We start from the raw sequence: 14,593 nt of genomic DNA, 5'->3' as shown, positions 1-14,593 counted from the left end.
GGTGTTCGCGGATCTAGATATATTTTGTAATTTCCTTTAGTTCATCCAAATCGACATGATTGCCATCAAGGCAATGTTCAATATGGTCATGAATGTATGTGCCTTTCGCTGCAATGATGGCATTAGAGACGGCGTGGAGCTGTCTTGCTACATCAACACACCTTTGGGACTCCACTTCTCCAGCTTTTCACAAGATTCAGGATGAAATTCAGGATCGTTATGCGAGTATTTACGGAAGAATTGGTACACTCTGTTTAGGGCAAAGTCCAAACCAGCAATGTTGGAATCACTACTGTAGCTCCGGTGGAGTTCGGTATGAATTTGAGTATGATCCGGAGTTCAAATCTGGGGTAAGTAGAAGGTCAGTTATCTACGACGACAATAAGACTTTCAATCTTCATAAGTTCATGTTGAATAGTGACCTTCATCCCGCTGTTAGATCGTTGCTAGAGTCGACCGATGCGATGGATATGCAGAAGGCGGCCATTATGTTGGCTTGGATGCAAACTTCTCAGCCTGGAGAATTGACAGTTGCACACTTAACTGAAGAGATTCCGTTTAAAAAGAAAACGGCATTTCAGTTCGAAGATGAATTTAGATTTGTTCAGATGATTGAGGTAAGAGAGCCAGTGACGGTTAAGTGGCCTCTAGTTGATCAAAAATCTCCTCTGGAGCAGTTGGGATTGAGGTTAGTAGGCATCGCAACTTCAGATGTCGCAAAGGTTAAAACTGAACTACCTCAACACGAACCTATTATTTACGAGGTTAATTCCTAGGCATAAGTGAAACATCGTGATTTAATTTAATTATGACGAAATACAAAATTATCATAGCTATCCAGTTCTTGCTGTTGTTTTGGTTCGCAATCACAATTGTTCGCATTGAGAATCAGCGATACGCCTATTTCGTTGGAATGTGCTCAGAGTTTTCTGACGTATCTCAGGTGGTTCAAAAGCACAAATGTATCGAGAGCGTTGAGACTAGAACGAGTCCAGTTTGGCACTTGTTTTACGCCCTTTTGAACGATTAATAAAAAGTAGTGGCAACTTCAGTCTCTGTATTAAGAATAGCTCCTTTAGCAGCAAGGTCGTCGAGCCTCTTCCACAGCATTTCTTTTGCGATTTTGCCCACAAGTATCTCCATTTACTTCATATAAATTGAAAGATAGCTTCTCTTAATTCTCGCCAAGCAAAGTTCATCTCTGTTTGCTGGCTTCATATACAAATCCAAAAAATCTAACGGGTGAGCCTTTAGGAATTTTTCTGACAGTTGAGTTGGCTCCATTCGAAATGCAAGCTTTTTGATTGCGGGCAGTGATCGCTTGCTCAAGAATTTGTCTCTCGGCTTTAGAGATGGAAATTTTCGCAATTATAGATGTGAACTCAACCAACTTACCAAGTTATTTTTATTTTCAAATTGAGACTGAATGTTTTCAGATACTTGAGACATAAATTGGTAAGAAAATTGGATGGGGTAGCAGGACTCGAACCTGCGAATGACAGAATCAAAATCTGTTGTCTTACCAACTTGACGATACCCCAGCGAGAAGACTGACTGAACCGCTAAATTACGGATTTTCCCCTCTGAAAGCAATCAAAGATGCATTGCGGCAACATGGGAAAACCTAGCGTTTGCTAGGTTTTACAGCAGTTTTAGGTATTCTAGCAGGTCGGATTTTTCGTCTTCGCTTAATTTCGCAAATGGACGGGTATGACCCGCATTACTTAAGCCTGGCTTCGTCGTGTCGTAAACCACGGGTTGAGAAAACGGCTTCACGTCGCTTGGATACTCCCACACGCCCGTCGTTTCATTCAAAACTAACTTCACGCCGACTTTTTCTAAATCTAGATTATGACCGCCGACCATGAACTTCGTTGGACGCTGTTCAGGGTGAAGCATATGCCACAATGTCGGGACCGAACCGTTATGCAGGTACGGAGCCGTCGCCCACAAAGAATTCAAAATCGGCGCAATATAACCATTCGCTTTCACGATGATCGCTGCTTTCGCCAACGATGACTTGTTAAATTGCTCTGCAAACTTGTCGGTCACAGCCTGCCAGCGCAAAGGATCTGTGCCCATGTTCTCTTGTGAAACCATGCGGTTTGGATAGCTGACCAACTTAGGACGCTGACCTTGCCACTCGTAAGTGCCATGACATTTTGTACAGTTGTTTTCAAAAACCACAGAGCCACGAGTTGCTTTTTCAATATCGATTTCACCAGGGTAAGCAGGTGCTTCGTATTTGTTAAATACAACACTTAAAGCTTTTTGCACACGCGGAATATTCGCAAGCGCACCGTCAGTACTTTGACCCATCGTCGGAATCGTGAACAACGCTGCCACCGCATTGATGAAGTTTTCGTCTTCATCATTCCACGATGATTTTTCGTGATTACGATCCATTTTCGGGGACGCATAAACACCATCCCACAACAAAGAAGTTCTTAAATAACGATCGCCCAATGACGGAATCGAAGTGAAACCAAATTCCGGTTGAACCTTCGACATATCAAGCATGCCCAATTGCATCTTCAGTGCGGCAACACCGTTCGTAAGACCCGGGCCACCGTTGCTGAAAGGAACTGCTTGCTTATAAAGATCTTCCATATTGCGCACGGCTTTTTTCACGCGCGGAAATACCGCAAGCTTATAGACAGTTCTTTCTTTGAAAGTCATTTCAGGGAACATATTCGTCATTAAACGAAATGTGCCACTCATGTTGTTAGAGATAATGCGCATGCCTTGATACAAAGCTTGCGAATAGCCTTCCATGTTGATTGAAGTATTCGGCAGGCCCATCCACGCTTGTGAAGTCGCCTGACCTTTTTCATCGTACAAGTGACCCGCGTGACAAACGGCGCACGTGATATTCACAGCCGTTATACGAATGCCAAGACCCATTTCAATTTCACGCTCAGTCATACCCATCGGTAACGATTTGAAATCAGCCTTCATACTGACCGGCGCATTCAACACCACTGACGGAGTATAAAAGCCAAAACGCGCAAGCACGGCTTTATAGTCTTGGCTGTATTCGCCAATCCAACCCTTACGACGGCCTTCCATCACCAGAGCTGTCATCGCTACTTGTTTCGGAATCGAATTTGAATTTGATGCTAATGAGTGTTGATTGATCGAACCAAAATCACTGAATAAAAAATCACGGCTCGCATCGGCGAACTCTTTATCAGAATAAGTTTTTGTCGCCGCCAAAGAGAGTGAAGAAAGCAGCGTTAAGCTTAAGGCAATCCAGGTTTTCATATGTGACCTCAATGCCCGGCAATTTAGCCATCTTAACGGTAAATTCCCAGCAAATTTAGAGGACTTGAGGCTTTCTAAGGAAATGTGAGCAGAAATACCTGGGACCAAGGAAAGAAATACCCAAACTGAATTACAGCTCTAGCAATAAAAAAGCCCGCTAAGCGTAAGCCAAGCGGGCAAAAGGGTCCACGGGGTTTGAAGCCGCCGTTAGTTCTGATCCTCCACAAATGAATCAGAGCCTGGCGAGTGAGCAGGGAACTTCAACCGTTAGTAGTCATCGTTGCCGTAATCGCTCCCAGGAGCTTTCTGGCGTTTCAAACTAACAAGGGTTTCACCCATGGATTTCAATTCTTTTTCGTAAGCTTCAAAAATCAAATCTTCAATCATCGCACGCGTTTCCTGATTTAAAGGATGCGCGATATCGCGGAACTGACCGTCTTTACGCTTCTTACTAGGCATCGCGACGAAAAGGCCGCTGGTGCCCTGGATAACTTTAAGGTCGCGCACCACGAAACAATTATCGAGTGTGATCGACACATAAGCTTTCAGACGATCCTCATTGACCGGGAAAACTTTTACTTCGGTGACTTTCATAGAGTCCCTTTCTAGTTGCCATACTTGTTGCAAATCTTGGCGCATACTTGGAGCCAAACTATGGTCCGTAATTCTTCTCGGAGTTGGAAAAAAAAACTAAAGACCTAGGTCCGGGATTTTTCATGATGTAATAGGAACGAAGAAATTCTGTCTCATAGCGGGACAAAGTCTACTTACAATTCCAAATTTTTCGTCGATGCTTTGTGCAGAACTTTGGCCCAAGTGACCTCGCAGCCACAGCGAATTTAAGCAGGAAATAGCCCTAAATGCAGTGCTGTTTCTAACGGTCCGCGCGAGGACAATCTGTAAGACCACATAAATTAAAAAGCCAAGCGGGGAGCTTGGCTTTTTAAGTCTTAAATGAAAATTTTAGATGCGCTTACGGAGTCTCAATATTGATGATTTGAATGCGCGCATTGCGAGCGATACGCAAAGTGTTCGCGCCCTTTTTCAAACCCTTCAAAACATCTTTCGAAGATTCAACATTGGTTTTGTTCACATCCAAGATCACGTCACCAGCCTGTAAGCCTGAACGAACCGCCGCAGAGCCACGCTCGAGATCAATCACTACGGGTTGTTTCATGTCTTCAGGCAAACCCATTTCCGCACGAATTTGATCGTTTGGATCAGACACTGTAAATCCTAAATTGAACGGAGCTTTTTGCCCTTCATATTTTTTCGTCACAGTTTTCTTAGCGACTTTATCTTCCGGACGTTCAGTGACCAGCATGCTAACTGTCATGGGTTTACGATTGCGCAGGATTTTTACTGGCACCGATTTACCAATCGTCGCATCACCAACCGCATCTTGCAGTTCCAAAGAATTTGTCACCGCACGACCGTTAAATTCCGTGATGATGTCGTACATTTTGATTCCCGCTTTTGCAGCAGGGCCTTTTGGATCTAGTTGCACAATCACCGCGCCACGAGTGTCGCCAAGTCCCAAGTATTCAGCCGCGTCACCATCAAGGTCGCCTAGTGCCGTACCGATGTAACCGCGAGCGATACGACCTTTGGTTTCTAAGATCGGAATGATCGCTTTCACTTCGTCGATAGGGATCGCAAAGCCGATACCTTGGGCGCGTGCATCGATCGCAGAATTCACACCGATCACTTGGCCCTTCGTATTTACCAGCGGACCACCCGAGTTACCAGGGTTGATGCTGGCATCGGTTTGTAGCAGAGGAATTTTATTGATCTCTGTGATGTCGCGGGCTTTAGAAGAAATAATCCCTTTCGTCATCGAGTGACCGTGACCGAATGGATTACCGAACGCTGCAACCCATTCGCCAACTTCAAGATCTTTGGAAGAACCAAGAACCGCGTAAGGAAGTTTTTTGCCTTTCGGATTGATTTTGATAAGCGCGATATCTGTGCGTGCATCGCTGCCGACAAGAGTCGCATCGTAAATCTCTTTTGAGCCTTCAGAAAGTTGCACCGTGATTTGGTCAGCACCTGCGATCACGTGATTGTTTGTCACAATCAAACCGTCTTCACGAATAATAAAACCTGTTCCTAAACCCATCATCTGCGGCTTCATTGATTGCGGAGCCTGCGGTTGCATGCGAATGCCATACAACTGCTCAAGCATATCCATCATTGGATCGCGCATACGGGGATTGTTTTTTGGAATAGCAGCCGTCGAGATATTAACAACTGCGGGATTGATCACTCGCGCGAGTTCAACAAACAAATTTGCCGGCAGTGGTGCCGTGAGATTTAATTTGGGTGCGTCTTTTGGCAGGTTCTGTGCTTGCGCTGTCAAGGCCACCGTTAGAATCAGAAATAACAACTTCTTCATAACAACTTCCTCTTTCCTCTTAGTCCCTTTTTAAATGGACACGAATTTGATTTGCAGATCGCTAATCAAATTTTCTAAAAACTGCGATTCATCTTTCGTTAAATTTCCTTTGGTCTTTTGTTGAAGCACCAAAAGAAGATCAATATTAAAGCGAGCCATCTCTTTATCTTTTTCTACTTTTCCAGATTGTGGATCAGGAGAAAGACCCATCGCCATCACGGCTGATGAAGCGATAGACATGATAAGGACGGACATAGAGGCTTCCATTTTTTGCTGCATTTTATACCTCGACTAAATTGGATAATAACCCATGAGTTTCTGAATACGAATCTCGATAGGTGGATGAGATTTTAAAAATAAATTTCTTTGCTTGATGCCTTCAGGGTTCACCATGAACAGATGCGAAGTACAAGCGGGGATCACAAGCGGTTTTGTTTGGGCAAGACCTTCAAGTCTCCACAAGGCTTCGCCTAATTTATGACGATCACCCACAAGCTGCGAGGCCATCAAATCATTTTCAAAGAATGATTTTTCGCCCACAACCGTTTTGATAATAAGCCAACCTAATGGTGAAAAAAGAGGCATAAAAAATTGCAAACGATACGGCAGGAAGGAATCCAAGAATTGACCAAGACCCACAACCGAGTTCGCAAGCGTACTGCTGACACCGAACGCAAACGTATCAAGACGACGAATGTGACAAAGTTGATGGGCAACAGCGGCTTCAAGTTCTTCGGGTTCCAATGTTTGCAACAAACCCTGCGTAAAGCCCAAAGCACCACGGCGCCAAGAGTGACCCACTGCAAATGCATTCGCAGCAGGGGATGGAATCAAGTAAACGGCAGGAACTGGCACGCCCAGTTCTGCAGACAAGCGTTCGACCAAATTTAAAACGCCCCAAGCGTCTTGGCCCTTCAAACGTTTTGCATTGAGTTTCGCAAGGACGCGGCTTTCTCCGTAAAAGAACACCATGAAGTTTAAAAGAAGCGCGAAGAAGAAGCCGATCATCAGGCCCAGACGTTCACCGAATTGGTAACCCAACACCAAAAACGCCAAAGAACTCGATAGAATAAAAACCCAGACTTTTGTACTAGTGTTCTGCATACAAAATTAGTCCCACTTTCCTTGCGCCTTGGCAAGCCCAGGAGGGCTCGAGTGCAGCGCTTCAGACGTAAAGATGAGTTCAAATTCGGGTCTGGCAATGTGTGACATAACATCTTTTTGCGAGGTTTAAGTCCTAGTCGAAAATAGTCTTGCTTGCCGCCTGAAACGGATCATTGTGAAATGATAGAGTTAACCTTCGTGGAGGATCATCGTGAGTGAAGTTGATATCATGGCACTGAACGCTGCCATTAAGCAGGAAAGCCAATTCATCGAAAAAATGATGGCTGAAATCAACAAAGTTATCGTAGGCCAAAAAGAAATGGTGGAAGGCATCATGATGGGGTTGTTGACGGGCGGTCACATCCTGCTTGAAGGTGTTCCGGGTTTAGCGAAAACTCTGACGATCTCGACAGTGTGTAAGTCTATCTCTTTGGATTTCCAACGTATTCAATTTACTCCCGATCTTTTACCGACGGATTTGATTGGTACGATGATCTTTAATCCAAAATCAGGCGAGTTCGCGCCACGTAAAGGTCCCATCTTCACAAACATCGTTTTGGCCGACGAGATCAATCGTGCTCCAGCAAAAGTGCAATCAGCTTTGCTAGAGGCGATGGCAGAAAAACAAGTCACAATCGGTGAAGAGTCTTACAAACTTGCGAATCCATTCTTGGTTCTTGCGACACAAAATCCGCTTGAACAAGAAGGTACGTATCCACTTCCTGAAGCACAGATGGACCGTTTCATGTTTAAGATCAATGTGGTTTACCCACACAAAGGCGAAGAGCTTGAAATCTTAAATCGCATGGGCACGGATCAAAAACCTGTCGTGAATCCTGTGATTTCAAAAGAAGATTTGTTGCGTGCAGCAGCTCGTGCAGATCAGATTTATGTTGATAACAAAATCAAAAACTACATCGTTGAACTGGTGATGGCGACTCGTAAGCCTGCGGAATACGGTCTAAGCCGTATCGCAAACTTGATCAACGTGGGCGGTTCTCCGCGCGCCACGATCTGCTTATTTAGAGCAGCGAAAGCGCATGCGTTCTTGCAAGGTCGCGGTTACGTGACAGCAGAAGACGTGAAAGCCATTGCCTACCACGTGATGAGACATCGTTTGATTCTGACTTACGAAGCGGAAGCTGAAAACATCAAGTCAGACGACGTGATCAAAGAGATCTTGAGCCAAATTGAGGTGCCGTAGTGAGTTTACCTCCTGAGGTCTTAAAGAAAGTTAAACTCTTAGAGATCAACACAAGAAAGCTTGTGAACAATCTCTTTGCCGGTGAATACCATACGGCCTTTAAAGGTCAGGGTATGACTTTCGCTGATTTCAGGGAGTACGTAGCGGGCGACGACATTCGTTCGATTTCTTGGCCGCTGACTGCGCGCACAGGAAAACCTTATATCAAAACATACGAAGAAGAGCGTGAACTGACTTTGATTCTTGCAGTTGACGTCAGTGGCTCTGCCGATTTCGGAACGGGTCCTTATTTTAAAGGCGAGGTGATGACTCAGCTTGCCGCTTTACTGGCTTTTTCAGCCGTGAAAAATAATGACCAAATTGGTTTGTTATTGTTCAGCGATCAAGTTGAACATTTCGTGCCACCGAAAAAAGGTCGCGGTCATGTGCGCCGTTTGCTTCGTGATTTATTTTATTATCAGCCAAAAAGTCATAAGACGAAAATTTCTGCGGGTTTAAGTTTCATGCAGGGTGCATTGAAAAAACGCGCAACGATTTTCGTGTTCAGTGATTTTATGGATCAAGGCTTTGAACAAAGTTTGCGTTTGTTGGGACGTAAGCATGACGTGGTTGCATGTGTCGTGAATGACGCTGCGGAAATTTCATTACCACGCATGGGTGTGATCGAAGTTCAGGATGCCGAAACCGGCGAAGTTCTGACGGTCGATACATCATCACCTTCATTCCGTCAGGAATACGAAGATGCGGTCCAACAGCGTAAAGAACAACGCGATAAACTTTTGCGCTTGTCGCAGGTAGAACGCGTTGATGTGAAATCCAGCGAGGATTACGTAGATCCTTTGGTGGCGTTCTTTAAGAAGAGAAAATAATGGCAGTAGTTCAGTGTAAGTTTGAAATTCCTAAAGTAGAAGGGCTCAAGGACAACGAGATGACCGTTGGTCGCGAGGCCCTTGTGACTTGTGAAGGGGAGTTTCCAAAAAATCTTCAAGTCGACAAATTGCATTTCGTCGAAACTGCTGAGCAGAAATATTTAATTAAGCTTTTAAAAGCACGCATGGATTCGCCCTCAAAAGCGGTGTTTGTTGTTACTGGTTACAAAGCCGGCAACATTGAGTGGCCTGACTTGCAAATGACGGATGGAACTGAGACGTTCAGTTTAGGTCGCATTGAATATTTCGTGCAGACTTCTATTCCAAAACCAGAAGGTGTCGATGCCGCTGGTGCCCAACAAGCCCAAGCGAAGATTGAACCGTATGGTCCGATCGGTCCTGCGGAACTTTCAGTGCCGCATATCTATTGGGTGATTCTGATTGCCGTTTTGGGGGCGATTATCGCAGGTATCGTCTTTAAGGTGATACGAGTGATTCAACGCCGTAATATGATTGAAGGCTTGAAAGAACATGACTCGGCCTTGTCGCCGATCAGTCAATTCCATCAAAGCATGCGTAAAGTGCAGCGTTCAAATCCAGCGTTCTTCAGCGGTGAAACAACGGCTGATGATATTTCTAAAGCGATGGAAGAAATGCGCCACATGTTGCGTCTGTATATCACACGCAAATACCAAATTCCTGCTTTGGAATGGAGCGCGCGCCTTATTGCCAAAGACATCAAAAAACGTCATCGCAAAGTCTATGCTGAATGTGGCAAAGACATGCAGGATTTGATCAAAGAATATCAGCACGCCTTTGAAAACAAACAAAATGTCACCGCAAGTGACGTCGTGAATCTTTCAAAACGCACAAGAAACTTAGTTGAAACAATGGAGAGCATGTCATGACTTTCCATTCTTCCGCGGCATTCTGGCTGATTCTTCCTTTAGTTTTGCTTCTTGTGTGGACGATGTGGCGTAAGAAAAAGAAAACGCCGACGTTGCAGTTTGGTTCTATCGAAGTCTTAAAGTCAGTGACGCCAAGTGTACGCACGCGTTTGATGCATCTGCCACTATTAATGAAAGCCCTTGCGATTGTTTTTGCGATTATCGCCTTAGCACGACCGCAGGAAATGAATACGAAAATTAAAAAGAACGTTGAAGGTATCGACATCGTTATCTGTCTGGATATTTCCGACAGTATGTTGATCGAAGATATGAAACCTTTAAATCGTTTGGAAGCAGCAAAAGAAACGATCAAACGTTTCATTGAAGGTCGTAGTTCTGACCGTATTGGTTTAGTGATCTTCGCCGGCGAATCATTTACGCTGGTTCCGCCAACTTTAGATTACCAATTGATCTTGCAACGAGTTGCCGAAATCACAACCGCACAACAAGCACGTATCAAAGATGGTACGGCATTAGGTGTCGCACTTGCGAATGCGGCGGGCCGCTTGAAAGACTCGCAAGCAAAAAGCCGTGTTGTCATCTTCATGACGGATGGGGAAAACAATAGCGGTACTATCGATCCTGAAACGGGTCTGGAAATCGCTAAAGGTTACGGCATTAAGATTTATTCAATCGGTATCGGTAAAGATGGTCCAACAAAAATTCCTATCTACACACGCGATATCTTTGGTCAGAAAGTAAAAACTTATCAGCCATTTGATAGCACGGTGAATGAAGATCTTTTGGCGCGTATGGCGAAAGATACGGGTGGTAAATACTATCGTGCTTCAAAAGAAGACTCGTTGGTTGGAATCTTTAAAGACATCGACTCGTTAGAAAAAACGAAGATCGATATCAATAAGTTTACAAATTACACTGAAAAATTCCCACCATATTTAGTGATGGCAATCATCCTTTATTTGGCTGCCTTGATCTTGGGTCGTTCTTGGTTAAGGAGGGTTCCATAATGTTTAGATTTGAAAACCTTTCTGCCTTTAACTATCTGTGGGTGATTCCAGTTATTATCGTTCTGGGTTACATCTTTGATTTGCGCAGTCGTAAACGTATGGAAGCGGCAATTGGCACACGCCTTTATCCGTTTCTTTCTTCGTCGGTTTCTTCTAAGAAACGGACTTTGAAAACATTCTTGCAAGTTCTTGCCGTGTTCTTCTTTGTCGTAGCTTTAGCGCGCCCACAAATGGGCCAAAGTAAAACCGAAGTGAAGAGCGAAGGCGTTGAGCTGATTTTCGCCGTAGACGTTTCTGACAGTATGATGGCGGAAGATGTTAAACCATCGCGCTTGGCACAAGCAAAAGCCGAACTCAGTCGTTTGGTCGACATGATGCCTGGAAATAAAATCGGTGTGTTGGCATTTGCTGGTTCAGCGGCATTGTTATCGCCAATTACGAACGATCCGGGTTCCATCAAAATGTACTTGGACTCTTTAGACACAAACTCTGTTTCATCGCAAGGGACAAGCTTTAAAGAAGCTTTAGCTGCTGCGAAAGATGCATTTGATCGTGGTGGTGTGACAACGGATGAAACTGTGAAGGTGACACGTGTGATCTTGATTGCTTCAGACGGTGAAGACAACGAACCAGGAGCCCTGGAAGAAGCGAAGAAATTAACTGATGAAGGTATTCGTATTTTCACGGTCGCTTACGGCACTGAAAAAGGTGGCGCGATTCCAGAGCGTGATGGCATGGGCTTCCTAAAAGGTTATAAAAAAGATCGTGGTGGCGAAACAGTTATCACGACAGTTAAAGGTGATGCCCTTCGTGCGTTGGCCGAAGCCGGTAAAGGCAGTTTCTATTTCGCGACCTTCGGTGGCGATCAAACGAAACACCTAGTTGAAGATATTAATAAATTAGAAAAAACGCAGTTCGATACAACCATGGCAACACAATACGATGAGCGCTTCCAAGCTTTCTTGTTATTGGGAGTCCTCATCGCCTTGATCGAATTAGTTCTTGGTGAGCGTCGCAATTCCTTCAAATTCTGGAAGGGACGTTTTGAGGTGCCCAATGCCTAAACTATCTTCCAAAGCGGGAGCTCTGTTGTGCGGCGTTGTTGCGATGGTGCTTTCGGGATGTGGAAATAATGATTTGCATTTGAAGACTTTGCAGTTGAATCGTGAGGGGAATAAGGCTCTTAAGGCTAATACTTTTCAGATTGCTGGGGATAAGTATATTTCGGCGTTGGGGTACAATCCGTTTTTGCCAGAGCTTCATTTGAATCTGGGTTTGTCGTTTGAGATGTTGAATCAAGCGGAAAAAGCAGAGCAATCTTATAAAGAAGCGGAACGCTTGGCTGAAAAAAGTGGTGATCTGCGCACGCTATTTATGGCGCGGTTCAATCAAGCGCAGCTTCTTGGTAAAGCAAAAAAAATCGATGAAGCTTTAGAGCTTTATCAAAAATGTTTGGATATCGTGCCGACGTCGAAAGAAGTGAAGATCAATATTGAATTATTGACGCAATCACAACAGGGCAAAGGCGGATCTGATCAACAGCAGAACAAAGATCAGAACCAAAAAGGCAATCAGAACCAACAGCAACAAAACAAAGACGGTAAAGATCAAAAGGATCAAAAAGATCAGAATAAAGACGGCGACGATAAAGATAAAAAGGACGAACAGCAGAAAAAAGAATATCAAAATTCTGCGAAGTACAAACCTCGCCAATTTAATGGCAAAGAGTTGTCCGAAGGCGACGTCAAAAAGATCTTAGGAGAGATTAAACAGCAGGAATCAAAAATCCGTGCTGAGTTTAATCGTAAAGAAGTGAAGGAGCAGCCACGTGACAAAGATTGGTAGTTTTCTATTCTTTCTGAGTTTCACGTTTGCTGTTGTAGCAGGTGCTGCAACGAGCGTGCAATCAAGTGTAGATAGAACTGAAATGGCCGTTGGTGATAGTTTCACTTTGACGGTTTCTGTCGTTTCAAATGATGACGTCGATGTGCAAGATCCACGCGTGCCAAGTCTTGGCGATTTCGATTTATTAAATAATTGGAGTTCCACAGCCGTTGCACAAAAACTTGTGCAAGGTGATAAGGGTATGCAATTTGAAACTCAAAGACGTAAAGAGTTTCATTACATGTTAAGTCCTAAACGTGATGGCACCTTGAGTGTGTCGTCGTATGAAGTGATCGTGAACGGCAAGGTTTATCGCACTCAACCCATCGTAATTAAAGTAGGCGGGCAATCTGCTGGCAGTCAGGGGAATGGTGTGCCGAAAGGTCCTCGTCCACCGACAGCACCAAGAATGCCACATGGTTTTGACGATCAATTCGAAGACATGGATCGCGCGGAAGAAGAAATCTTCAATCAACTTTTGCAACAGCGCCAACGTTTGATGCAACAAATGCAGCAACAAGGTGGCGGTAATTTCCCTCCGGATAATAATTTCGGCGGGGGAGCTGCCGCAGGAATGGCGAACCCAGCATTCCGCAGTCTTCCGACAAATCCAAATGAAGCTTTCTTTATCAGTGTTGAAATTGATAAGACAGAAGTTTACGAAGGCGAACAAGTGACTGTGAACTGGTATGTCTACACTCGCGGCCAGATGGAAACTTTGGATCGTTTGAAATTCCCAGATCTGAAAGGCTTCTGGAAAGAAATCATCGAAGAAGTTCCCGCGATTCAGTTTACAGAAGAAATCGTGAATGGTGTGCCATGGAAGAAAGCTTTGCTGGCATCACACGCATTGTTCCCAATTAAAGAAGGCACGGCGGTTATTGATGAATATAAAATCAAATCGCGTGTTCGTTTGCCGGGTTCTGGTTGGAGCTATCAAGGTAAACCTTACGAATACACAAAAAGTTCTGCACGCGTTCCTATCAAAGTAAAACCGTTGCCAGTGGACGGTCGTCCTTCTGATTTCTCGGGTGCGGTGGGGCAGTTTGAATTGCACGATACTGTTGATAACACAACGGTACCTGTGAATCAGCCTTTCAGTTTGAAAGTACGTTTTGAAGGTGCCGGCAATGCGAAATTGATCGACTTGCCAGCTTTGAACTTACCGTCGCAGCTTGAACAGTATGATTCAAAATCAGAAGCTAAGTTCTTTAAGAACGGTCGCAGCTTTAAAGAATTCGAAGTGTTGTTGATCCCGCGCCAAGAAGGTGATCTGACAATTCCGGCATTAAGTGTCAGCATGTTCGATCCGGCGACTTCAAAATATTATACGAAGAAAACACAACCGATTACGTTGAAGGTTGTAAATAATCCGAACGCACCCGTCGGTTCTTCACAACGAATCACTGATAAAGGCGCACCAGCGAAAGCGGCCGTTGTTGAAAACAAACTTCCTGACGTTATCATGGCGTGGGAACCTTCAGCCAAAGCCAGCGTCATGTATCAACCATGGGTGTGGGTAGTTATATTTGCAGGCATCATTGGTTCATTGTTGGTGAAAGCTCAACGTGAATTCGGTTGGGGCCGCAGACAACGCACTTTAAAAGAACTTGTGAATAAACGTTATAAAGGCGTCGATGCAGCACTTGCTAAAAATGAAGTGCGTAAAGTCGGTGCCGAAATGACAAACATCTTCTACCTGGTGATGGGTAACGTTTCAGGTGAAGGTGGGGCGTCACTTAAGATCGACGATTTGTTGGAAATGATTCCACCAAGTTTACGTCGTGAACACGGAACTGAAATCACTAAGACATTTGAAATCTTCCAAACGATGAGCTTTGCACCGGAAGAGATGTTGGGTTCTTTAAAAGACCCAGCGACGATGAAATCCAATGTAGAGCGCGCGAAAAAAGTAATCGCGCAAATGATCAGCGCAGTTGATCAGAAGGCAGAATAAA

The 14,593-nt window shown here is 44.5% G+C and carries 14 protein-coding genes and 1 tRNA gene; 8 read left to right on the top strand and 7 right to left on the bottom strand.

Annotated elements, in window-relative coordinates; genetic code table 11:
* Positions 1–13 precede the first annotated feature (13 nt).
* On the bottom strand, positions 14–175 hold the full coding sequence (locus tag DOE51_RS13755; protein ID WP_142697123.1) for a metal-sensing transcriptional repressor: 162 nt from the start codon (positions 173–175) through the stop codon (positions 14–16).
* Between DOE51_RS13755 and DOE51_RS19210 the strand changes: the two genes are divergently transcribed.
* Complete coding sequence (locus DOE51_RS19210; RefSeq protein ID WP_168196353.1) at positions 114–776, top strand: hypothetical protein; 663 nt, start codon at positions 114–116, stop codon at positions 774–776. The genes DOE51_RS13755 and DOE51_RS19210 overlap by 62 nt on opposite strands.
* Positions 777–1,465: 689 nt before the next feature.
* Here the strand turns inward: DOE51_RS19210 and DOE51_RS13745 are convergent.
* From DOE51_RS13745 to DOE51_RS13720, 6 genes are all read right to left on the bottom strand, one after another.
* Positions 1,466–1,541 (bottom strand) — tRNA-Gln (locus tag DOE51_RS13745).
* A 100-nt stretch (positions 1,542–1,641) separates the two neighbouring features.
* A complete protein-coding gene (locus DOE51_RS13740; protein WP_142697121.1) occupies positions 1,642–3,264 on the bottom strand; it encodes a hypothetical protein in 1,623 nt (540 codons plus the stop codon).
* A 267-nt stretch (positions 3,265–3,531) separates the two neighbouring features.
* The gene (gene spoVG / locus DOE51_RS13735; RefSeq protein ID WP_011165187.1) at positions 3,532–3,858 is read right to left on the bottom strand and encodes a septation regulator SpoVG; all 327 of its coding nucleotides are present in this window, start codon (positions 3,856–3,858) and stop codon (positions 3,532–3,534) included.
* A gap of 379 nt (positions 3,859–4,237) precedes the next feature.
* Complete coding sequence (locus tag DOE51_RS13730) at positions 4,238–5,659, bottom strand: trypsin-like peptidase domain-containing protein (protein WP_142697120.1); 1,422 nt, start codon at positions 5,657–5,659, stop codon at positions 4,238–4,240.
* Between the two features lie 30 nt (positions 5,660–5,689).
* Positions 5,690–5,938, bottom strand: coding sequence for a DUF1844 domain-containing protein (locus DOE51_RS13725; RefSeq protein ID WP_142697119.1), 249 nt, complete (start codon positions 5,936–5,938; stop codon positions 5,690–5,692).
* Between the two features lie 12 nt (positions 5,939–5,950).
* Positions 5,951–6,763, bottom strand: coding sequence for a M48 family metalloprotease (locus tag DOE51_RS13720; RefSeq protein WP_142697118.1), 813 nt, complete (start codon positions 6,761–6,763; stop codon positions 5,951–5,953).
* A gap of 229 nt (positions 6,764–6,992) precedes the next feature.
* On the opposite strand from DOE51_RS13720, the gene DOE51_RS13715 reads away from it, so the two are divergent.
* From DOE51_RS13715 to DOE51_RS13685, 7 genes are read left to right on the top strand one after another with little or no spacing between them, the layout of a single operon-like run.
* Positions 6,993–7,967 (top strand): AAA family ATPase, encoded by a 975-nt coding sequence (locus tag DOE51_RS13715; protein WP_371726712.1) that lies wholly within the window; start codon positions 6,993–6,995, stop codon positions 7,965–7,967.
* The gene (locus tag DOE51_RS13710; RefSeq protein ID WP_142697116.1) at positions 7,967–8,836 is read left to right on the top strand and encodes a DUF58 domain-containing protein; all 870 of its coding nucleotides are present in this window, start codon (positions 7,967–7,969) and stop codon (positions 8,834–8,836) included. Before DOE51_RS13715 ends, DOE51_RS13710 begins: the two co-directional genes overlap by 1 nt.
* A complete protein-coding gene (locus DOE51_RS13705) occupies positions 8,836–9,744 on the top strand; it encodes a hypothetical protein (protein WP_142697115.1) in 909 nt (302 codons plus the stop codon). The genes DOE51_RS13710 and DOE51_RS13705 overlap by 1 nt, the downstream gene beginning before the upstream one ends.
* Positions 9,741–10,751, top strand: a complete 1,011-nt coding sequence (locus DOE51_RS13700; RefSeq protein ID WP_142697114.1) for a VWA domain-containing protein — start codon at positions 9,741–9,743, stop codon at positions 10,749–10,751. Before DOE51_RS13705 ends, DOE51_RS13700 begins: the two co-directional genes overlap by 4 nt.
* On the top strand, positions 10,751–11,815 hold the full coding sequence (locus tag DOE51_RS13695) for a VWA domain-containing protein (RefSeq protein WP_142697113.1): 1,065 nt from the start codon (positions 10,751–10,753) through the stop codon (positions 11,813–11,815). The genes DOE51_RS13700 and DOE51_RS13695 overlap by 1 nt, the downstream gene beginning before the upstream one ends.
* Complete coding sequence (locus tag DOE51_RS13690; protein ID WP_246845096.1) at positions 11,808–12,596, top strand: tetratricopeptide repeat protein; 789 nt, start codon at positions 11,808–11,810, stop codon at positions 12,594–12,596. The genes DOE51_RS13695 and DOE51_RS13690 overlap by 8 nt, the downstream gene beginning before the upstream one ends.
* The gene (locus tag DOE51_RS13685) at positions 12,580–14,592 is read left to right on the top strand and encodes a BatD family protein (RefSeq protein WP_142697112.1); all 2,013 of its coding nucleotides are present in this window, start codon (positions 12,580–12,582) and stop codon (positions 14,590–14,592) included. Before DOE51_RS13690 ends, DOE51_RS13685 begins: the two co-directional genes overlap by 17 nt.
* Position 14,593: the final 1 nt, after the last annotated feature.

Origin of the sequence: Bdellovibrio sp. NC01, from assembly GCF_006874625.1 — a bacterium.
Lineage (GTDB): Bacteria > Bdellovibrionota > Bdellovibrionia > Bdellovibrionales > Bdellovibrionaceae > Bdellovibrio.
This window is presented reverse-complemented; position numbering and strand designations above follow the sequence as displayed.

What these genes read in the sequence shown, in the direction of transcription:
- DOE51_RS19210 (WP_168196353.1), top strand. Translation starts at nt 114, where the DNA reads ATGATGGCATTAGAGACGGCGTGGAGCTGTCTTGCTACATCAACACAC.
- DOE51_RS13740 (WP_142697121.1), bottom strand. Translation starts at nt 3,264, where the DNA reads ATGAAAACCTGGATTGCCTTAAGCTTAACGCTGCTTTCTTCACTCTCT.
- spoVG (WP_011165187.1), bottom strand. Translation starts at nt 3,858, where the DNA reads ATGAAAGTCACCGAAGTAAAAGTTTTCCCGGTCAATGAGGATCGTCTG.
- DOE51_RS13730 (WP_142697120.1), bottom strand. Translation starts at nt 5,659, where the DNA reads ATGAAGAAGTTGTTATTTCTGATTCTAACGGTGGCCTTGACAGCGCAA.
- DOE51_RS13725 (WP_142697119.1), bottom strand. Translation starts at nt 5,938, where the DNA reads ATGCAGCAAAAAATGGAAGCCTCTATGTCCGTCCTTATCATGTCTATC.
- DOE51_RS13720 (WP_142697118.1), bottom strand. Translation starts at nt 6,763, where the DNA reads ATGCAGAACACTAGTACAAAAGTCTGGGTTTTTATTCTATCGAGTTCT.
- DOE51_RS13715 (WP_371726712.1), top strand. Translation starts at nt 6,993, where the DNA reads ATGGCACTGAACGCTGCCATTAAGCAGGAAAGCCAATTCATCGAAAAA.
- DOE51_RS13705 (WP_142697115.1), top strand. Translation starts at nt 8,836, where the DNA reads ATGGCAGTAGTTCAGTGTAAGTTTGAAATTCCTAAAGTAGAAGGGCTC.
- DOE51_RS13700 (WP_142697114.1), top strand. Translation starts at nt 9,741, where the DNA reads ATGACTTTCCATTCTTCCGCGGCATTCTGGCTGATTCTTCCTTTAGTT.
- DOE51_RS13695 (WP_142697113.1), top strand. Translation starts at nt 10,751, where the DNA reads ATGTTTAGATTTGAAAACCTTTCTGCCTTTAACTATCTGTGGGTGATT.
- DOE51_RS13690 (WP_246845096.1), top strand. Translation starts at nt 11,808, where the DNA reads ATGCCTAAACTATCTTCCAAAGCGGGAGCTCTGTTGTGCGGCGTTGTT.